Genomic DNA, 19,557 nt, shown 5'->3' on the forward strand with positions numbered 1-19,557 from the left:
CGGTGGCGGGGCCATGACCGAGCTCATCGGGCCGGGTGCGCGGATCGTCGACGCGGTCACCGGTGAGACGTGGAGCGGTGACCGGCTCGCCGCGGTCGTGGCGGGGTCCGGCGTCCAGGTCGTGCCGCTGCGGGCGGACGGCCGGTCGGTGCGCGGTTATCTCGGGGCCCTCGCGGCCGGGCGGCCCGCGCTGGTGTGCGACCCGGCCGCCGCCGCCGACCTCGCCGCCCGGTTCGGCGCCGCGCCGGACGTCCACCCCGACCTCGCGCTGCTGCTGGCCACGTCCGGATCGACCGGGCGGCCCCGGCTCGTGCGGCACTCCCGGGCCGGCGTCGTGGCGGCGGCCACCGCCATCGTCAAGGCCCTGCACATCGGCGCCGACGACGTCGCCATCACCAGCCTGCCGCTGTTTCACATCCTCGGGCTCAGCGTGCTGCACAGCCACCTGCTGGCCGGGGCCACCGTCGTCCTGGAGCCGCGGGGTGTGCTCGACCCGGGGTTCTGGGCCAGCGTCGAGCGGTACCGGGTCACCGCCATCACGGGCGTCCCGCACACCTTCGAGCTGCTCGCCCGCCTGCCGTGGACGCCCGCGGCCAGCCCGAGCGTCCGCAGCCTCGCGGTCTCCGGCGGCCGGCTCCGCGACGAGCTCGTGACCCGCTTCGCCGCCGGGGCGGCCTTCTACCCGATGTACGGCCAGACCGAGGCCGGGTCCCGGATCTGCGTCCTGCCGCCCGAGCACCTCCCGGCCAAGGTCGGCTGCGTCGGCCCGCCCGTCGACGGCATGGACCTGGAGATCGGAGCCGCCGGTGAGGTCGTCTGCCGGTCGGGGGCGGTGATGCTCGGCTACGCCGAGACCGCGGCCGACCTCGCCCGCGGCGACGACCTCGGCGGGGTCCTGCCCACCGGTGACCGGGGCCGGCTCGACGCCGACGGGCACCTGTGGCTGTCGGGGCGGCTCAACCGGATCGGCAAGGCCTACGGCGTGCGGGTCGACCTCGACGCGGTCGAGCTGGTCGCCGGCGCCGTGGCCCCCGCGGCCGCCGTGGCCGGGGACGACCGGGTGCTCGTCTGGTGCGAGGGCCTGGCCGCCGCCCAGGCCGGCGAGGTCGTCCGGCGCATCGCAGACCAGCTCGGCATTCACCGCACCGCGGTGCGGGTCACGGCGGTCGAGCGGCTGCCGCGCCGGGCCAACGGGAAGGTGGACTATGACGCGCTGCCCGTATGAGGAGCTGAGCCTCGCGTTCGGCGACGCCGCGGTACCGTACCTCTACGGCTCCGGCTGCACCCCCGCGCTCGCCGACGCGATCGTCGACCGGCTCGCCGCGGGGCCGGGCGGCGTCGACGCGGTGCTGCTCGTCGCCGATGCCGGGGTGCGCGGGCCCGCCGCCGTGGTCGCCGCCGAGCTCGGGCGCAACGTGCGGGTGGCGACGGTACCCCTGCAGCCCGAAGAGCGGCACAAGACGCTCCCGACGGTGCAGCACCTGCTCGAGACCGCGGTCGCGGAAGGGCTCACCCGGCGCTCGGCGATCGTGGCCATGGGCGGCGGCACCGTCGGCAACATCGCCGGCCTCGCCGCGGCCCTGCTGTTCCGCGGCACCCGGCTCGTCCACCTGCCGACGACCCCGGTCGCGGCGTTCGACGCGACCGTCTCCCTCAAACAGGGCGTCAACCTCAGCGCCGGGAAGAACCTGGCCGGGACGTACTTCGTGCCCGCCCTCATCGCCTGCGACCTGGCCTGGCTGGCGACGGTGCCGCGGCACGACCTGCTCACCGGGCTGGCCGAGATGGTGAAGAACGTCCTCGTCGCCGCCCCCGAGCTGGAGAAGAAGCTGGTCGTCGCCCTGGACGGGGTGCCGGCCGACCTGCGGGCGCTGCTCGAGGTCGGCGTGGAGGCGAAGGCCCCGTTCGTCGCCGCCGACCCGCGGGAGCGCGGCGGGGCCCTCATCTTCGAGTACGGGCACACCGCCGGGCACGCCATCGAGTTCGTCAGCGGCGGGGCGATCCGCCACGGCGAGGCCGTCGCCTGGGGCATGCTCATCGCGGCCGAGGTCGCCCGGCGCCGGCACGGCCTGTCGGCCGAGGACGTGGCCATGCACCACCGGCTCATCGCCCACCTGGACCTGCCCGACGCGGCCGGCCGGCTGCGGGGGCTGGACCGCGGCGCGATCCGGGCCGCGCTCGCCGCCGACAACAAGCGCGGCTACGGGCCGTGCGCCCCCGGCGAGGTGCTGATGGTGCTCCTCGACGGCATCGGCCGCCCGCTACCGGGCCCGGCCGGGGGACCGCCGCTGGTCCCGGTCCCCGTCTCGGTGGTCATGGACGCGTTGGAGGCGCTGTGAGCGACAAGGGCTTGTCCGTCGTCATCCCGGTCAAGGGCAGGGTGGCGGCGATGCGCAGACTCCTCGCCAGCCTCCGGGAGTCGGCGCTCGCGTGCGAGGAGCCGGTCGAGATCCTGGTCGTGGACGACTCCGGACCCGACGACACCCGGGCCCACACCGAGAGCTGCGCCACCTACGACGCCCGGTACCTGCGCGGGCCGAAGCACGTCGGGGCCAAGCGCAACGCCGGGGTCCGGGCCGCCGCCTACGACCTGGTCCTGTTCATCGACTCCGACTGCCTGGCCACCCCGCAGCTGCTGCAGCGGCACACGAAGACCCTCCGCGACGCCGGCGACGAGGTCGGCGCCGTCGCCGGGCCGACATTCGTCCAGGGCGTCGACAACGCCATGTTCCGCATCATGGCCCGCTCGAAGCTGCTCAACTCGGCGTTCGAGTGGCCGGCGCAGGCGAGCCGGGTCGGCTGGGCGACGACGTCCAACCTGGCCGTGCGCCGGGCCGCGTTCGAGGCCGTCGGCGGGTTCGCGCCGCGGCCGCTGACCGTCGTCGGCGGCGAGGACGTCGACCTCGGGCTGCGGCTCACCGCGGCCGGCCACGCGATCGTCTGTGACGCCGAGGCCGTCGTCGTGCACGACAAGAGCAGCATCGAGTCCCTGGGTACCGTCTGCCGGCGCCTGGTCACCTACGGCCGGTCGGGCCAGTGGCTCCTCGACGTCCACCCGGACCGGGGCCGGCCGAAGCTCAACCGGGTCAGCGCCCTGTCCGCGACCGCCGCCGCCGGTGCCGCGGCCGCACCCGTCACGGCGGGCGCCGGGCTGCTCCTCCTGCCGGCCGTCGCCGCCGTCCTGCTCACCGTCGACACCAAGGAGCGCCTCGGCGACGACGCCCCGACAGTCGCGGCCCTGACCGAGTCGATCGCCTGCGCCGGGCTCGACTGGTGCTTCGACCTCGGCGAGTTCCTCGCGGCCTGGCAGCTGGGCCGGCCCGACCGGCTGTTCACCGGGTTCGGCTGGACCGACGAGGGGTTCGTCTGGGACCGCGAACCCGAGAAGCGGTACGGGTCCTGATGGTCGAGGTCTACACCACCGCGCCGGCGTCGGCGCAGCTGGACGGGGCCGGGTTCCGGCGGCGGCTGGCCGACGTCACCCGGTGGACCGAGGCGGCCGGGCACACGGGGCTGCTCGTGTACTCCGACAACACGCTGATCGACCCGTGGCTGGTCGCGCAGCTCATCCTGGCCGGCAGTGAACGGGTCGCGCCGCTGGTCGCGGTGCAGCCGGTCTACGTGTCCCCGTACGCCGCGGCCCGGGCGGCGGCCACGCTTACCTTCCTGCACGGGCGGGCGGTGCACCTGAACCTGGTCACCGGGGGTTCCCGGCCGCAGCTGGAGGCGCTGGGCGACGGTGAGACCGGGCACGACGAGCGATATGCGCGGATCAGGGAGTACACCCGAATCGTCAGGCAGTTGCTCGAAAGCCCGCGCCCGGTGACCTTCGCGGGGCGGTTCTTCCAGGTCCAGGCGGCATCGCTGCCGCATCGGCCGCCGGGCCCGCTGCGACCGCGGCTGGTCCTGTCCGGGTCGAGCGACGCCGCGGTGTCGTGCGCCGATGAGCTCGGGATATTGCGGTTCGCGTACCCATTGCCGGTGAGCGAGTATCCGGGTGGGCGCAGCGGCATCCGGCTCGGGGTCATCGCCCGGGACAGCGCGCAGGACGCCTGGCGGGCGGCGCAGGCGCGGTTCCCGGGCGATCCGATGGGGGAGCGGCGGCACCGGGTCGTGCGGGGGCTGTCGGACTCGCACTGGTATGCGGCGCTGTCCGCGGTGGAGTCGGCCGGGTGCTACTGGCTGCATCCGTTCCGCACCTACCGGACGTTCTGCCCGTACCTCGTCGGCTCCTACGCGGAGGTCGGCGCCTACCTGGCCGGCTACTTCGCCCGCGGCGTCGAGTCGGTCATCCTCGACATCCCGGCCGGCGAGGACGACCTGCACCACGCCCGGATCGCGTTCGATCGTGCGCCGGTCGCCGAAAGTACAGCGGATCTATAGCCGACCTTAAGGATCGTTTGATATCAATCTCCGGACCATACTCCCCGTCACCCCCGGAGTACCCCGTGCGGAGATCCCGTCTCGTCACCCTCGCCCTGAGCGTGACCGCCGCCCTCGGCGTCACGTTCGCCGCCGGCACCCCCGCCCTCGCCGCCGCCACGGACCGCTACGTCGCGCTCGGCGACTCCTACGCCTCCGGCGTCGGCGCCGAGAGCTACACGTCCGAGAGCGGCTCGTGCCTGCGCAGCACCAACGCCTACCCGGCCCTGTACAACGCCAACGTCAAACCGGCCGCCTACCGCTCGGTCGCCTGCTCGGGCGCCTCCACCGCCGACGTCGTCAACAGCCAGCTGGCCGCCCTGTCGTCGAACACGTCCCTGGTCAGCGTGACCGTCGGCGGCAACGACATCGGCTTCACCAGCGTCATGACCACCTGCGTGCTGTCCGGCGAGTCGGACTGCGTCGCCGCCATCAACACCGCCGAAGGCAAGATCCGCACCGAGCTGCCGGCCAAGCTCGCCGGCGTCTACGGCGGCATCAAGGGCCGGGCCCCGTCGGCCCGGGTCGTGGTCGTCGGCTACCCGGTCTTCTACCAGCTCGGCACGTTCTGCGTCGGGCTGAGCGCCAACTCCCGGGCGAAGATCAACGAGGGCATCAACCTGCTCGACGACACCATCAAGGCCGCCGCGGCCGCCGCCGGCGTCACGTTCGCCGACGTCCGGTCGAGCTTCGTCGGCCACCAGCTGTGCGGCTACGGCGACAAGTGGCTGCACGCGCTGAACTTCCTGACCCTGAACGTCTCCTACCACCCGACCGCGGCCGGCCAGTCCGGCGGCTACTACCCGGTCTTCCGCGCCGCCGCGGGCTGAGCGGTCGGTCCATCGTGCACGGTCAGGGTCACCGGGCCGTGCACGATCGGGTCGTGGTCGCGCCATCGGGGTTGCGGTCCGGTCAGCCGGAGGCCCGGGAAGGTTGTTCGCAGCGCGGTGAGGGCGGCGGCGGTCGTGCGGCGGGTCAGTTCGGCGCCCGGGCAGTAGTGGCGGCCGAGGCCGAACGTCAGGTGGCGGTTCGGGCTCCTGGTGATGTCGAACCGGTCCGGATCCGCGAACGCTGCCGGGTCGCGGTTGGCGGCCGCGGTCATCGCCACCAGCTCGGCGCCGGCCGGGATCGGCACATCGGCGAGGGTGACCGCGCGGGTGGTGCGGCGCAGGACGCCGAGGACCGGCGGGGCGAACCGGGCCCCCTCCTCGACCGCGCCCGGGATCCGCTCCGGGGTCAGGGCTCGCCACCGGCCCGGCTCGGTGAGCAGGGCGTGCAGGGTGTTGGCGATGAGGTTCTGGGTCGTCTCGATGCCGGCGAACATGAGCATGAGGCTGTGCGGGCCGTCGGCGGTGGCTCGCAGGGCGGTCACCGCGGCGGCGATCGCCTCGAGGCCGGCCCGCCTGGCCGCCGGGTCGCGGGCGTGCGCGCTGGCGTGCTCCATGGCGCGGGCCCTGGCGAAGAAGCCGTCGTCGGTCGTACCCAGCAGATCGGCCATGACCCGGGCGGCCAACGGGTGTGCGTAGTCGGCTACGACGTCGAACCGCCTGGGCAGGCCGGCGACCAGCGCGGTGGCGTGGTCTGCGACCGGTGGCAGCGACCGTGGGGCCAGGGCCCGCGCGACCGGGGCGCGGCGGGGCGTGTGCTCGGGCGGGTCCAGGAAGAACAGCCAGCGCTGCGACCACTCGGTGAAGCCGGCCAGGAGCTCGCGGTCGGCCGCCGGGACCCGCGGGGCGACGGCCGAGGAGTAGGTCACCGGGTCCTGCAGGACGGCCACCACCTCGGCGTGGCCGGTGAGGACGTATCGCTGGAGCCGGGTGTCCCACCGTACCGGCGGATCGGTCATCCCCAGAGCTGCCGGCTCAGGTCGTCGACCGCCTCGACGGCCCGGGCGAAGCGCTGCTCCTCGTCGCCTTCGAGGGTCACGTACGGGCGGCCGAGCCGGACCAGCTCCGCCTCGATCGTCTCGTGGAAGGCGCGGCGTTCGGCCGGAGTGTTGCGCTGGTCGTCGCCGGAGAAGGGGTGGTCCGGTGCGCACAGGAGGTACACATGCGGGCTCTTCGGTTGTTCGAGCCAGGCCGGGGCCGACCCGAACCGGCGCTCGCTCCACAGCCGCACCGCGAGCAGGTCCGTGTCGGCGAACAGCAGCCGGTGCGCCCGGCGGGCCAGCAGCTCCTCGGCCGCGCCCTGCCCCTGCGCGGCGAGCGCGAGCGTGGCCGGGCTGATGTCCGGCCCGAGCTCCCGCAGCCGCTCCGGCACCCAGACGGTGCCGTAATGCCGGGCGAGCCGCTCCGCGAGGGACGTCTTCCCGGTCGACTCCGCCCCGATGAGGCAGACGCGGCCCACGTACCACGCCCGGACCGGCGGCGGCAGGAACCCCTCGAAGTCCCACGGGCTCTTGCGGACCCCGGTCCCGGAGACCGGCAGCACGTGCCGGTCGACGGGCACGAGTGTCGCCCCGAGCCGCGCCGCCATCCCCGGGCCGCTGGGGTCGCCGCTGACCAGGTAGTCGGGCTTGACCTCGGCGGTGATCCGGTCGGCCCAGCGCTCCGGCTCGTCGTCGATCGCGGTGGCGACCACGTCCGGGAACAGCTCGGCCAGCCACCCCCGCCGCACCTCCCACGGGATCGGATCGTCGCCGCCGACCCGCACGAACACGTGCACGCGGCCGGCGTGCGCCCGGGCGAACTCGATGAGATACCGATGCCCGTCGTGCACCGGCAGGAACCGCCCCAGCACCACCGCGGTCCGCGACTCCCCGCCGGGCCCGTCCCCGAACTGCTCGGCCGCGAAACCTTCCAGGCGCTCGTGCCGCGCCCGCTCGGCCGCGGCGTCGAGCTCCTCGGCACTCGGCGCCGGCGGCGTGGCGTCTTCGTCGTAGTAGGCGAAGCTGCCGCCGTACCAGGCGATCGGCGGTGGGGTGATGGCGGCGGTCACACCGGCCAGGATACGGCCGCGCCGCCCCGGCGGGCCGGTACGTATGGAACGTGACAGTCCGCCCCGGGCCCGGGTGGGCCTATGCCGGGTACGGGGCGGTCGCGCGGGCGGTGCGCAGGGCGGCGGCCCACCACGACAGCTGGTCCAGCAGTGCCTTCGCGTAGCCGGCGGCCTCCGGGTCGAGCGGGCGGCCGTCCTGCCAGGTGTTGTAGTACGCCGGGAACGCCAGGCCGTCGCGGATCGTCACCGCGTGCAGCTCGGTCAGGACGTTCTCGAGGTGGAGGACGGCGTGGCGGCCACCGGCGGCGCCGCCGTAGCTGACGAACGCCACCGGCTTCGCGGTCCAGTGGGTGAAGTGCCAGTCGATGGCGGCCTTCAGGGCGGCCGGGTAGCTGTGGTTGTACTCCGGGGTCACGATCACGAACGCGTCGGCCGCCTCGAGGGCGGCGGTCAGCGGCCCCATGCCGGCCGGGCGGGGGTAGTGCTCGCCCGCATACTTCGGGGGTACCGCCGGCAGCTCGAGCGGCAGCGTGACGTCGGCCAGGTCGGCGACGTCGACGTCGAACGCGCCGTAGGTGCGGGCCTGGGCCGCGAACCAGCCGGCGACCGTCGGGCCGAAGCGCCCTTCGCGGACGCTGCCGACGATGACGAGCAGGCGATGCTTGGTTTCCATACGGCGTAGATTCGCCGGTTTCGCGGGCACCAGCCAGGCCGCCGTGATGGTGGTAGTGGCGGTGCCCCGCTCAGCCGCCGGTCAGGGCGGTCGGGTGGTACGTTGGGCGGCATTGGTCATGAGTGCCAGCGTCAAGCCCCGGCTCGCTGGTCGGCAACCCTCCGTTCGCGGGCGGGGTGCTCCGGGTGAGGACCAGGTCCGCGCCGACGGGGTGCGGGCAAGCCGCGAATGACAGGAGCACGCCTTTGAGTGCGCCGCGCTACCGGCCGGCCACGGCCGCCGACGCTGCTGCGATCGGGGATCTGCACGCCGACAGTTGGCGGCGGCACTATCGGGGGGCCTACGCCGACGCTTACCTGGACGGCGATGTGGTCACTGAGCGGCGGGCGGTGTGGTCCTCCCGGCTGGCGGCGTCCGTGGGCGCGGACGCGGACGCGGGCGTTGGGCCTTCCGGGACGCACACGGTCGTTGCTGAGTGCGACGGCCGGCTTGTCGGGTTTGTGCACGTGGTCCTCGGCGACGATCCGGTGTGGGGCAGCCTCGTCGACAACCTGCACGTCGCGCGCTCGCAGCACCGCAGCGGCATCGGCACGCAGCTGCTGGCGCGGGCGGCGTTGGCGGTGGACGGGCCGATGTACCTGTGGGTGCTCCGCCAGAACACCGCGGCGCAGCAGTTCTACCTCGCCGTTGGTGGCGAGTGCGTGGGCTCCGCGACGGTGTCGGCGCCCGGCGGGGACCCGGCGCGCCTTGTCGGTACGCCCGAGAAGCTGCGCATGGCCTGGAGCGACGTCACCGGCCTAGATATGCGCCGCCGTTGACGCGGGCGGTCGGCCCGGTGATGTGGCGGGTGGGCGCGCTGTCGCTGTCTCGGTCACGGACGGTCCGCCGAAGTCGGTGTTGCCGCCGGCGTTGTTGACCCTCCGTGAAGGCATGGCGGCGTGCAAACCGGCATTCGGTGTGGGGTCGGTGTACGCCGCTGGGCGTATATCGATGTCAGCCTCACGCGGGTGTGCTGGAGCGGGGACAGTCCGTAGCATCGGCGCGTGGAACGGTGGGATCGATGGCTGGCGCTGCGGGTGGCGGCCGTGCAGCTCGTCGCCGTGGTGGTCGCCACCCAGCGGGACTCGCCGCGGCTGGGCCTTGACGCCGTGGCGATCGGGTTGCTGCTGGCCGGGCCCGGGCTGCTGGCGTTGCGGCATCGGGCGCCGGTGTTGACCCTCGCCGGCAACTTTGTGCCGGCGGCGTTGTACTTCGCGCTCGGGTACCGCTACGGGCCCGCGGTCATCGCGCTCGGAGTGGCGCTCTTCTCGGCCGTGCTGCGGGGGCGGCGCCTGGCCGCCTGGATCACCAGTGCGGCCGGGCTTGGCGGGTACCTCGTGCTGAGCATGGTGCTCGGGCGACAGGACGGGCCTGGACTGGTGGCGGCGACCACGATCGGCGCGGTGCTCGCGCTGGTGCTCACCGCGGGAGAGGCGGCCCGCGGCGCCCGGCTGCGGCGGCTGGAGCAGCGGCGGGCCCGGGTCGCGGAGGAGCGGCTGCAGGTGGCCCGGGAGCTGCACGACGTGCTCGGGCACCAGGTCTCGCTGGTCACCGTGCACGCCAACCTGGCCCTGCGCATCCTCGAACGCGACCCCGCCGACCTCGAACGGGTCCGGGCGTCGCTCGGCGCGATCAAGGACGTCAGCCGGTCGACGATGGGGGAGCTGCGGGCCGTCCTGCACGAATTGCGCGGGACGGGGCCGTGAGCACCGGCAATGGCGTGATCAGCGTCGTGCTGGCCGAGGACCAGGCCATGATGCGGGCCGGGCTGCGGGCCCTGCTCGAGGAGAGCGACGACATCCGGGTCGTCGGGGAGGCCGCGGACGGGCGGGAGGCGGTGCGGCGGGCGGCTGAGCTGCGGCCGCACGTCGTCGTCATGGATGTGCGGATGCCGGTGCTCGACGGGATCGCGGCGACCCGGGTCATCCGGCGGGCCAACCCGGACGTGCGGGTGCTCATCGTGACGACGTTCGAGGTGGACGAGTACATTTTCGCGGCGCTGCGGGCCGGGGCCGGTGGGTTCGTCGTCAAGGACAACGAGCCCGACGACCTGCTGCGCGCGGTCCGGGCGGTGGCCGGCGGGGCGTCGATGCTGGCGCCGAGCGTCACCGGGCGGGTCGTGCGGGAGTTCGCGGCCCGGTCCCGGGAGCTCCCGCCGTCCGCGCTGCTCGACCGGCTGACCCTGCGGGAGCGGGAGATCATGGGCCTGGCCGGGCAGGGGTTGAGCAACGACCAGATCGCCGGGCGGCTGTTTCTGAGTGTCGCGACCGTGAAGACGCACCTGTCCCGGCTGATGGTCAAGATCGATGCGCGGGACCGGTCGCAGGTGGTGGTGCTCGCGTACGAAACGGGGCTCGTGCGGCCTGGTTGGAGTACCCCCGAAGCCAACTCCTGAGGGATGTCCGGAAACCCTTTCCGGCGCAGAGTTTCCGCCATGGAAACGCAGGAAACCACGGAACCAGCAGTCATGGTCGACGGGCTCACGAAACGCTACGGCGGCCGCGCCGTCGCCGACGGGCTCGACTTCGCAGTCCCGCGCGGCGCGGTCGCCGGGCTCGTCGGGCCCAACGGTGCCGGCAAGACCACCGTCCTGCGCATGCTCCTCGGCCTCGTGCGGCCCGACGCCGGCTTCGGCAGCGTGAACGGCATCTCCTTGCTGGAGCCGGAGCGGTACCTGCCGACGGTCGGCGCGCTCGTCGAGTCCCCGGCGTTCTACCCGGGCCTGACCGGCGAACGGAACCTGGCCGTCCACACCACCCTCGCCGGCCTCGACCCGGCCCGCATCCCGGCCGTGCTCGACCGGCTCGGCCTCACAAGACAGGCGCGGCAGGTGTACCGCACCTACTCCCTCGGCCAGCGCCAGCGCCTCGCCATCGCCGCCGCCCTGCTCGGCGACCCGGCCCTGGTCGTGCTGGACGAGCCGACGAACGGCCTCGACCCGGCCGGCATCCGCGACATGCGCGGCATCATCCGGGCCATCGGCGCCGAGGGCCGCACCGTCCTGGTCACGTCGCACCTGCTGGCCGAGCTCGAACAGGTCTGCGACTGGCTGATCGTCCTCAACGAGGGCCGCGTCCGCTACTCGGGCCGGCTCCTGCCCGACCTCGAGGAGTCGTACTTCCAGATGCTGCAGGAGGACCCCCGATGATCCGCGCCTTCCGGTCCGACCTTCTGAAACTGCGCCGGCCCCGGGTCCTGTACGGCACCCTCGCCGCCCTGTTCGGCTTCACCGTCCTGGTCACGGTCCTCAGCGTCGGCACCGCCACGGACCACCCGGCCGGGCGCGGCGTCGCCACCGCCGCGTTGACGGCGACGACCGGCGCGACGGTCGGCTTCGCCAACTCGGCCCGCCTGGTCGGCCTGGTCATCGTGGTGCTGTTCCTGACGGCGGTGACGACGGAGTACTCCCTTGGCACGATCCGCACGCTGCTCACCCGCCAGCCCCGCCGCCCGCTGCTGCTCCTGGGCAAGTTCGCGGCCCTGCTGCTGTCCACGGCCACGGCTCTGCTGGCCGCGCTGGTCCTGAGCGTCGCGGCGGCCACGACCACCATGCGGTCCCGCGGGCTGCCGGTGGCCGCCTGGTTCACCGGCGACGGGGTCTGGGACATCGGGGCGTCCTATGTGGACGCGCTGGTGGCCGGGCTCGCGTACGGGGCGCTCGGGCTCGCGCTCGGCGTGCTGGTGCGGGGGACGGTCGCGGCGGTCGGGGTCGCGCTGGTGTGGTTCTTCATGGCGGAGAACATCGCCGCGAACCTGTGGGCCGACGCGGACCGCTGGTTCCCGGGGCTCCTCGCCGGCGCCGCCATGGCGGGGGAGACCCGAGGCCTGGCCGGGGCGCCGATCGTCGCGGCCGTGGCGCTGGCGGTCGCCGTGGCGGTGTTCACCCGCCGCGACGTCAGGACCTGACGCCGTGCGGGGCGTGGCGCAGGGCGCGGACGTAGCGATCCGGCCAGGAACAGCACGGCGATCCGGAGGCCCGGTGCGGTAATGCCCCAGGCCAGCCCGCCGATCGCAATCCACACCGGCACCGACGATGCGGACCAGAGCAGCCGGGCGCGGCGTCGACGCGGCCCAGCGGGGACAGGATGCGGCTGCGGCGCCAGTAACGGACCCGCACCTGACGGTCGTCGTCGACCATCGCGGCGTCGACGATGAACAGGGGCAACCAGGCGAACGCGGCCACGCACGCCCAGGCCTGCCACGCGGCTCCGGACGGCACCAGCGGCACCACGGCCAGGGCCAGCAGGGCACCGGACACGACGGCGGCGACGGGCATGAAGCGCTCCTGCTTGCTCACCAGACCCAGCCGCCGGGCCTCGAAGCGCGCCTCCCGAGCCAGCCAACCGGTCCACCGCCGACCGCCGCCGGCATGCCGTTGCCGGAGCGCCTCCATCGGTACCGTCGAATCGCCCGCGACCCGCACCACCCGCTCGAACACTCGTCGTTCGTGCGCGGCGAGACCGGGCGGCTGCGGTCCCCGGACCCGCAGCCGCAGCGTGTCACCGGCCGTGAAGAGCTCCCGTCAGCGTAGGACGCCGCGTCGAGCGCCCGAGGTCTGAGGTTTGCGAAAGTTTTGCGCAAATCGGGCCGGGTAGGTGGGCGTCCTGTGCCGACAGTTGATGATGTTGTGCTGCGTGATCCGGGGCGGCTCGCGGCCGTCGCGCGGGCCCGGAGGGTGACGCCGGCCCGGCCCATGCCCCTCGACGCGGTCGCCGGGCTGGCCGCGCGGCTCACCGGGGCGGCCATGGGGGTGCTGACGTTCGTCGGGGCCGACGAGGAGCACTTCGCCGGCGCGTACCACCTGCCGATGTCGCTCGTCGGGGACGGGCACGCGCCGCTGTCGCTGTCGCTGTCGGTGTGCAAGTACGTCGTGTCCCAGGACAGTGTCATGTGCAGCGCCGACATGGCCGCCGAGGACGACTTCGACCTGCGCGGCCATCCGCTCGCGGTCCGCTACGGCGTCCGGGCGTTCCTCAGCGTGCCGGTGCGTGACAGCGACGACCGGGCCGTCGGGGCGCTCACCGTGCTCGACCGGTGCGCGCGGGCGTGGACGCCGGAGCATCTGACGGCCCTCGTCGAGATCGCGCACCTGGTCAACCTCCCGCCGGTGGCCGAACCCGCCCGGGACCGGGCCCGTCGCCGACCTCGACAGCGCGACGCTGCTGGACAGTGTCCAGGAGGCGTTCGTCGCCGTCGGGCCGGACGGGGTCGTCACCGCGTGGAACCGGGCCGCCGGGGAGCTGCTCGGGTGGGCGGCGGCGGAGGTGTGCGGGCGGTCCCTGGCCGACACCGTGCTGCCGGCCCACGACGGGCGGCCCATCAGTGCGGCCCTCGAATGCCTGTTCGACGAGATGGCGACGCCGGACGCGCAGCCGGTGCAGCGGGCGGCGATCGTGCGGCACCGCGACGGGCGGGACGTGCCGGTGCAGCTGTCGCTGTCGCTGCTGCGCGGGCCGGGCGGGGCCCTCGCGTGCGCGTTCATCACCGACCGGACCGGCGAGGAGCGCCAGCACGCGTTCCTGGCGGCGCTGCTGGACAGCCTGCAGGTCGGCGTCGTCGCCTGGGACACCGACGGACGGGTGGCGCGCTGCAACCGGACCGTCCGCGAGCTGTTCGGGCTGCCCTCGACGCTCCCGGTCGGGCAGTTGCTGGAAGAAGTGCATCGGCGGTTGTACCGCCCTGACGGCGAACCGGTCGCGCCCGGCGAGTTCGGGCGGCAGGCGCGGCTCGGTGAGGCGGTCCGCGACGTCGAGCTCGTGGTCGGGGTACCGGGGGCGCCCGTGCGGTATCTGTCGGTCAACGCGCAGCCGATCCGCGGCACCGACGGGCGGCCGATCGGGGCGGTCGCCGCGGTCAGCGACGTCAGCCAGCAGCGGCGCACCGAACGGTTCCGCACCTGCCAGCTCGCGGTGGCCCGGATCCTGGTCGGGGCGGCCGACCTGGCCGAGGCCGGGCCGCCCGTGCTGGAGGCGGTCGCGGCCGCGCTCGGCTGGCCGGTCGCCGAGCTGGCCCTGGTCGACGAGGTCAGCGGCACGCTGCGCCCGCTCGCCCGCCACTGCGGCGTGCGGGCCGAGCCCGACCCGGGGCCTGGCGATCCGCTGCGGCCCGGCGAGGGCCTCGGCGGCACCGTCTGGGCGACCGCGCAGCCGGTCTGGGTGCCCGGTGAGCACGCGGCCCTGGCCGTGCCGATCGACGACGGCGCGAAGGTCGTCGGGGTCCTGGCCGGCGTCTCCGACCGCCGCGAGCACGACGGGCCGCTGATCACCGGCCTGCTCACCGCGGTCGCGGCGCAGCTGGGGCGGTTCCTGTCCCGGCGGCGGGCCGACGAGCTCGGCGGGGAGCTGGCCCGGACCCGCAACGACTTCATCGCGCTGGTGGGCCACGACATGCGCACACCCCTGACCACGATCGCCGCCTACTCGCGGCTGCTGCTCGACGACCCGGCCGGCCGGGCACCGCTGGACCTGGAGCTGCTCGACGGCATCGACCGCAACGCCGCCCGGCTGCGGGCGCTCGTCACCGACCTGCTCGACCTGGCCGCCCTCGAGGCCGGGCACCTGGCGCTCGACGCCCGCGACGCCGACCTGACCGCGGCCGTCACCGCGGCCCGGGACAGCGCCTGGGACGCCGCCGCCGGCGCGGGCGTCACCGTGCACTCCGACCTGGCCGCGGCCGTGCGGGTGCCCGGCGACCCCGACCGCCTGCGCCAGCTCGCGGCCCGGCTCATCGCCCACGCGATCGGGCGCAGCCCGGACGGCGGCGCGGTCCGGATCGCCCTGGACACCGCCGACGGCGTCGCCCGGCTGACCGTCCGCGACGACGGCGCCCCGGCCCGCGGCGACGTCTTCGAGCGGTTCTCGGCCGCGAACACGACCGGGATCGGCGACTCGACCGGCGGTGTCAGCCTGGCCATCGCCCGCATCATCATCGAGCGCCACCGCGGCACCATCACGGTCGACGCCGGCAACACGGTCACCGTTCGCCTGCCGCTGGACGGCTGAGCGAGCCGGGCCGACCGGCAGGACCAGGGGAAGCCGACCGGATGAGGGCCCGCCCCCGAACGGAGCGAAGATCACGTCGAACGGAATAACGGTCTTGTGACAGCGCCCGTGGTTTCCATAGATTGACGCCTGACCGTGGCTGTCCCACGGAGCGTCACGACGGCAACGACGGGGAGTCTGATGAGCACGCAGGGCTGGGGCGGTTCGGGCGGCGAGCCCTGGGACCAGGCGATGCAGAACGTGCAGGCGGCCTACCGCAGCGCGCGGGTGACCTACCGCGACCCGGACGAGTTCGCCGACGACAGCGTCACCTGGAAGCAGCTGCGCCCGCACACCGTGCGCGCCGGCAACGTGGCCCTGGTCCTGACCCTGACCGCGTTCGTCCTGACCTGCTGCATCTGCGGGGTGTTCTTCAACGTCGGGGCGCCGCAGGGCAGCGGCGACAACGCCGACATCACGCTCGCGGCGCTGACCGGGTCGCTGCTCACGCCGCTGATCATCGCCGGGCTGGCGGTCGTCGCCTGGTGCGTGTCGCTGTTCTTCCCGATCAAGGAGCCGGTCGCGGAGTACGCGCTGCTGGTCGAGAACCGGGCCCCGGCCGCGCCCGCCGTCTACGGGTACATGCTGCAGTCCGCGGCCCAGCGGGCCATCCCGTTCCCGATGGCGCCGGTGCGCATCGCCGGGCAGTACCTGCTGTCCTTCGGTGACACCCGGCTGCAGTCGCTCATCGCCGTGCAGACCTACGGCACCGACCTGTACTTCGGCTGGACGATGTGGCGGTCCCGCTCGACCGTGCTGCTGATCGCCCACGCGCTGCGCGACGGTTTCCGGGCCATGGCCGGTGGCGCGTCGTACCGCTCGGCCATCAACGGCGGGCGGACCCGGGCCCTGCGCGAGATCACGCACAGCATCACCCGCCTCGGCGTGCAGTCGGCGATCGCCGGGCTGGCCGCGACCGAGGAGACCAACCGGCTCGTCGCCACGACGCCCGAGGCCCCGATGCCGCCCGGTGTCGCGCCGATCGCCCCGCCGAGCATCCCCCCGGCGGCCGTCTACCCGACGGCACCGGCCGCGACCTATCAACAGCCGGTGACGGGCGCCTGGCCGCAGGTGAGCGCACCCCCGGCGTCCGCACCCCCGGCGTCCGCACCCCCGGCGTCCGGGCCCCCGGCGTCCGGGCCGCCGTACTACAACCCGCAGTACCAACAGCCGCCGACGCAGTGACCGACCTGGTTCCCGCCCCCTACCTGGTCAACGGGCCCGGCCGGGTCTGGGGATGGGTCGCGCTGCGGGTCACCGCGGCCGTCGACCTGTCGCGCCGCTCGGAGCACGCCCGCCTGGACGTCTCCGAGCGGCTCCGCCGCGCCGTCGGTGAGCAGGCCGCCTACCTCGGGCAGTTCCTCAGCCTGCCCGAGTCCGAGGCGGTCGGCCTGCGCCTGCTGCACCTCGAGCCCGGCCGGATCGAGGTGTACCTCCTGGGCCGGGTCGAGCAGCCGACCGCCGACCTCGCGCTGCGTTCGGCCGGCACGCTCGCCGCGACCCTGTCGAGGGTCCCCGACCACGTCCGGGTGGAGCCGCTGCACGACGCCGAACAGGTCCGCGCGGTGCTCAGCCCGTTCGTGCCCGGGCCCGGCGGCATCGCCCAGGTCCACAAGCGCATCCGGCTGGCCCGGCCCGAGCGGGTCGACGCCGGGGTCCCCGCCTATGTGGCGGTCGAGCCCTTCGGGCGTCAGCCGCACTCGTGGGAGGGATTCCTCGAGGCGCTTCGGTTGTACCCGCACCCGCTCGCGGTCTCGGTGGAGCTGACGGCGGGCACGGTACCCCCGCAGCTGCGTCGCCTGCTCGAGACGGAGACGACCCGCTATCGCCGCCTCGCCCAGCCCAACGAGATCCCGGCCGACGTCGGCGGGCAGATCCACATGCCGGCCGACGCCGGAGCCGTGGTCATCGAGCCCTACTACCTGGATGCGCTGCGACGGTACGACGGACGAGCGTTCCGCTTTTCCGTGACGTTGGCCGCCCCGGAACCGCTGCCGGAGAGTCTGGCCGGGCATCTGGCCGCGACCGTCAGCCCGGCGCCGCAGGCCCAGCCGGACCGCGACGACCCGCAGTCCGTCCTCAGCGGCCACACCGTGGCCCGGCCCGCGAACCAGGCCGAGCACGACGCGCTCGTGCGCGGCTTCACCACGCTGCAGCCGGTCGACTGGGGCGGCGCCGACCTCGAGGCGCTGCTGCGGGCCGAGTCCGCGCCCGGGCGGGTGTCGGCCCGCCAGCCGCTGCGGTCGCTGCGACTGCTCGTCGACCGGGACGAGGCGGCCAGCCTGTTCCGGCTCCCGCTCGCCCTCGAGGGCCACGTCCCCGGCATCCCCGTCGTCGCGCCGCGCGACCAGGTCCGGGTCGTCGCCGCGCCCACCGGCCCGGCCCTGCTGCTCGGCCGCCAGCCCGGCGCCGGGGCCGAGGGCGAGGTCGGTTTCGCGGTCACGGACCTGCCGCGGCACGGCTTCATCGTCGGCACCCCCGGCTCCGGCAAGACCAACACCGCCCTGCACCTGTGCCGGCAGCTGCGCGGGCACGGTGTCCCGTTCGCCGTCATCGAACCCGTCAACGCGGCCCTCGACGACTACCGGTGGCTGGCCACCCTCGAGGACTTCGAAGACCTGCTCATCTTCACCGTCGGCGACGACGAGGTGGCCCCGTTCCGGCTCAACCCGTTCCAGGTCCCGGACGGCGCCACCGTCACCTCCCACGTGTCGAACCTCCTCGCCTGCTTCGAGGCCGCGTTCGGGCTGTGGGACCCGCTGCCGTTCCTGTACCGCCGCGCGCTCGTCGAGACCTACCGGCGCCGCGGCTTCCACGCCACGCACCGCGCCCGCCCCGCCGACGGCGAACGCTGGCCGGTGCTGCCCGAGTTCGCCGGTGTCCTTGCCGAGGTCGTCGAGCAGCTCGGCTACCAGGGCGAGACCCACGCGAACATCGACGCCGCCGCCCGCCTGCGGGCCGAGGCGCTCGTCGAGGGCGCCTGCGGCACGACGCTGAACTGCCGCCGCTCGTACGACATCGGCGCCCTCATGCACCGTCCCGTCGTCTTCGAGCTGGCGGGTGTCGGCGACAACGCCAAGGAGCAGTCGCTGATCACGCTGCTGCTCGTCACCGCCATGCGCGGCTGGTATCGCCAGCACCGCCGCTCGACGGACACCCCGCACGTCGTGCTCCTCGAGGAGGCCCACCGCGTCTTCCCGCGCGCGGCCCCGCAGACCGGCGGCGGCGACCAGAAGGAGGGCAACGCGCAGGCCCTCGCGGCCGAACGGATCGCGCAGGGCCTCGCCGAGGACCGCAAGTACCGCCAGTCGTACCTCCTCATCGACCAGCAGGTGGGGAAGGTCGCCGAGGACGCGTACAAGATCACGAACTTGAAAATCATGCACCGGACCGCCGCCGCCGAGGACCGGGAACTGCTCGGCTCCACCATGGCGATGCACGACGACCAGATCCAGGCCGCCGCCGCACTGCGGCCGTTCGAGGCGATCGTGTCGCACAACGCTTTGGATCAAGCGGTCTTCTTGGCGGTACCGGATGTGCGGCGCGACGACGCCAGGCGCCGGAACCTGCCGGAGGCCCCGCTCGCCGACGACACCGCGGTCCGGGCCCGGTTCACGGCCTGGCAGGCCTCCGACGCCACCGTGCAGGACGCCCTGGCACCGTTCGCGGAGTGCTTCGAGTGCCGCCACCGCTGCGCGTTGCGCCCGCGGGCCGAAGCCGTGCTCGGCGGCGCGGCCGGCGTGGAGGCGGCCGGGAGACTGCTCGGCGGCATGGGCACGTCATCGTGGTTCGAGACCCTGCCGGCACGGCTCGACGTCCTCGGCGGGACGGTGCCACCGACGCCGGACGGGGTTGATCCGGCGCGGTGGCGGCAGGACTATCGGGTGTGCGTGTTCGTGCACGCGTTCCGCCGCAAGTACCCGCCGGCGGTGTGGACCGACAACGACCGGCGCTCCTCGGTGAACTGGGCCCGCGACGTACGGAAGGCGGTGGACGGCCATGGGTGACCGGCACAACGACCTGGCTCCGGTGCAGCCGGAGTCGATTGCGAAGGTCGCCGGCGGCGATACCGTGCCGCAGCGGGGCGACACCACGCCTTCGCCCGAGCCCCTGGAAGGCACCGCCGGTCTGGAACAGGTCACCGACGCCGCGCCGGGCGGCCGCGACACCGTGCCGTTCCGCGGCGATTCGGACTCCGTGCCCGACGCTGCCGACCTGGGCGCGCCGCTGCCCGACGCCGCCCCGGCCACCGCCGCGCTCGACGGAGGCGCCGGTCAGACCCTGGCCGAGGCGGTGCAGTCGCTCGAACGGACGCCGGCCGACGGTGCCGAACCGGATCGCGGCGCGCTCATCGAGGCGGCCGCGCCGGCCTGGGACGCGATCAGGCCCGCGGACGCCTTGGAGGACGGACGCCCGCCGCCGCGCCGGTGACCGCCGCTGTGTGAT

At 74.3% G+C, this 19,557-nt stretch carries 18 protein-coding genes, 1 pseudogene and 1 riboswitch; of the genes and pseudogenes, 15 read left to right on the forward strand and 4 right to left on the reverse strand.

The window, feature by feature from the left end; translation table 11 throughout:
* The first annotated feature begins 13 nt into the window (after positions 1-13).
* The 5 genes from ACIA8L_RS08160 (at position 14) to ACIA8L_RS08180 (ending at position 5,252) form a co-directional block, all read left to right on the forward strand.
* A complete protein-coding gene (locus tag ACIA8L_RS08160; protein WP_395901836.1) occupies positions 14-1,225 on the forward strand; it encodes an AMP-binding protein in 1,212 nt (403 codons plus the stop codon).
* Entirely contained in the window at positions 1,206-2,339 is a 1,134-nt protein-coding gene (locus ACIA8L_RS08165) for an iron-containing alcohol dehydrogenase (protein ID WP_395901838.1), read from the forward strand. Before ACIA8L_RS08160 ends, ACIA8L_RS08165 begins: the two co-directional genes overlap by 20 nt.
* Positions 2,336-3,403 (forward strand): glycosyltransferase family 2 protein, encoded by a 1,068-nt coding sequence (locus ACIA8L_RS08170; protein WP_395901840.1) that lies wholly within the window; start codon positions 2,336-2,338, stop codon positions 3,401-3,403. The genes ACIA8L_RS08165 and ACIA8L_RS08170 overlap by 4 nt, the downstream gene beginning before the upstream one ends.
* Positions 3,403-4,383 (forward strand): LLM class flavin-dependent oxidoreductase, encoded by a 981-nt coding sequence (locus tag ACIA8L_RS08175; RefSeq protein WP_395901842.1) that lies wholly within the window; start codon positions 3,403-3,405, stop codon positions 4,381-4,383. The genes ACIA8L_RS08170 and ACIA8L_RS08175 overlap by 1 nt, the downstream gene beginning before the upstream one ends.
* Before the next feature lie 65 nt (positions 4,384-4,448).
* Positions 4,449-5,252 (forward strand): SGNH/GDSL hydrolase family protein, encoded by an 804-nt coding sequence (locus ACIA8L_RS08180; protein WP_395901843.1) that lies wholly within the window; start codon positions 4,449-4,451, stop codon positions 5,250-5,252.
* Here the strand turns inward: ACIA8L_RS08180 and ACIA8L_RS08185 are convergent.
* The 3 genes from ACIA8L_RS08185 to ACIA8L_RS08195 all read right to left on the reverse strand — a co-directional run bounded on the left by ACIA8L_RS08185 (position 5,222) and on the right by ACIA8L_RS08195 (position 8,032).
* Positions 5,222-6,268: a cytochrome P450 gene (locus ACIA8L_RS08185; protein ID WP_395901845.1), complete on the reverse strand. Its 1,047-nt coding sequence runs from the start codon at positions 6,266-6,268 to the stop codon at positions 5,222-5,224. The two genes, ACIA8L_RS08180 and ACIA8L_RS08185, sit on opposite strands and share 31 nt — an antisense overlap.
* Complete coding sequence (locus ACIA8L_RS08190) at positions 6,265-7,359, reverse strand: AAA family ATPase (protein WP_395901847.1); 1,095 nt, start codon at positions 7,357-7,359, stop codon at positions 6,265-6,267. The genes ACIA8L_RS08185 and ACIA8L_RS08190 overlap by 4 nt, the downstream gene beginning before the upstream one ends.
* Before the next feature lie 79 nt (positions 7,360-7,438).
* The gene (locus ACIA8L_RS08195; protein WP_395901849.1) at positions 7,439-8,032 is read right to left on the reverse strand and encodes an NADPH-dependent FMN reductase; all 594 of its coding nucleotides are present in this window, start codon (positions 8,030-8,032) and stop codon (positions 7,439-7,441) included.
* A 114-nt stretch (positions 8,033-8,146) separates the two neighbouring features.
* A riboswitch (SAM riboswitch) is annotated at positions 8,147-8,262 on the forward strand.
* A gap of 15 nt (positions 8,263-8,277) precedes the next feature.
* Here ACIA8L_RS08195 and ACIA8L_RS08200 point away from each other — a divergent pair.
* The 5 genes from ACIA8L_RS08200 to ACIA8L_RS08220 all read left to right on the forward strand — a co-directional run bounded on the left by ACIA8L_RS08200 (position 8,278) and on the right by ACIA8L_RS08220 (position 11,977).
* Positions 8,278-8,850, forward strand: coding sequence for a GNAT family N-acetyltransferase (locus ACIA8L_RS08200; RefSeq protein ID WP_395901851.1), 573 nt, complete (start codon positions 8,278-8,280; stop codon positions 8,848-8,850).
* A gap of 225 nt (positions 8,851-9,075) precedes the next feature.
* Complete coding sequence (locus ACIA8L_RS08205) at positions 9,076-9,777, forward strand: sensor histidine kinase (protein ID WP_395901853.1); 702 nt, start codon at positions 9,076-9,078, stop codon at positions 9,775-9,777.
* Between the two features lie 14 nt (positions 9,778-9,791).
* On the forward strand, positions 9,792-10,466 hold the full coding sequence (locus tag ACIA8L_RS08210) for a response regulator (protein WP_395904141.1): 675 nt from the start codon (positions 9,792-9,794) through the stop codon (positions 10,464-10,466).
* A gap of 39 nt (positions 10,467-10,505) precedes the next feature.
* Entirely contained in the window at positions 10,506-11,219 is a 714-nt protein-coding gene (locus ACIA8L_RS08215; RefSeq protein WP_395901855.1) for an ABC transporter ATP-binding protein, read from the forward strand.
* On the forward strand, positions 11,216-11,977 hold the full coding sequence (locus tag ACIA8L_RS08220; protein ID WP_395901857.1) for an ABC transporter permease: 762 nt from the start codon (positions 11,216-11,218) through the stop codon (positions 11,975-11,977). The genes ACIA8L_RS08215 and ACIA8L_RS08220 overlap by 4 nt, the downstream gene beginning before the upstream one ends.
* Here the strand turns inward: ACIA8L_RS08220 and ACIA8L_RS08225 are convergent.
* Positions 11,967-12,509 (reverse strand): hypothetical protein, encoded by a 543-nt coding sequence (locus tag ACIA8L_RS08225; RefSeq protein WP_395901859.1) that lies wholly within the window; start codon positions 12,507-12,509, stop codon positions 11,967-11,969. The two genes, ACIA8L_RS08220 and ACIA8L_RS08225, sit on opposite strands and share 11 nt — an antisense overlap.
* A 306-nt stretch (positions 12,510-12,815) precedes the next feature.
* On the opposite strand from ACIA8L_RS08225, the pseudogene ACIA8L_RS08230 reads away from it, so the two are divergent.
* The 5 genes and pseudogenes from ACIA8L_RS08230 to ACIA8L_RS08250 form a co-directional block, all read left to right on the forward strand.
* Positions 12,816-13,109 (forward strand): annotated as a pseudogene (locus tag ACIA8L_RS08230) (GAF domain-containing protein); the annotation flags it as partial.
* Between the two features lie 124 nt (positions 13,110-13,233).
* Positions 13,234-15,072, forward strand: coding sequence for a PAS domain-containing protein (locus tag ACIA8L_RS08235; protein WP_395904143.1), 1,839 nt, complete (start codon positions 13,234-13,236; stop codon positions 15,070-15,072).
* 180 nt (positions 15,073-15,252) lie between these two features.
* Entirely contained in the window at positions 15,253-16,296 is a 1,044-nt protein-coding gene (locus tag ACIA8L_RS08240) for a hypothetical protein (protein ID WP_395901861.1), read from the forward strand.
* Positions 16,293-19,118 carry an ATP-binding protein gene (locus ACIA8L_RS08245; protein WP_395901863.1) on the forward strand — a complete coding sequence of 942 codons (2,826 nt, stop codon included), beginning with the start codon at positions 16,293-16,295 and terminating at the stop codon, positions 19,116-19,118. Before ACIA8L_RS08240 ends, ACIA8L_RS08245 begins: the two co-directional genes overlap by 4 nt.
* Positions 19,111-19,542 (forward strand): hypothetical protein, encoded by a 432-nt coding sequence (locus ACIA8L_RS08250; RefSeq protein WP_395901865.1) that lies wholly within the window; start codon positions 19,111-19,113, stop codon positions 19,540-19,542. The genes ACIA8L_RS08245 and ACIA8L_RS08250 overlap by 8 nt, the downstream gene beginning before the upstream one ends.
* The last annotated feature ends 15 nt before the right edge of the window (positions 19,543-19,557 follow it).

This window comes from Dactylosporangium sp. NPDC051541 (assembly GCF_044454505.1).
Lineage (GTDB): Bacteria > Actinomycetota > Actinomycetes > Mycobacteriales > Micromonosporaceae > Dactylosporangium.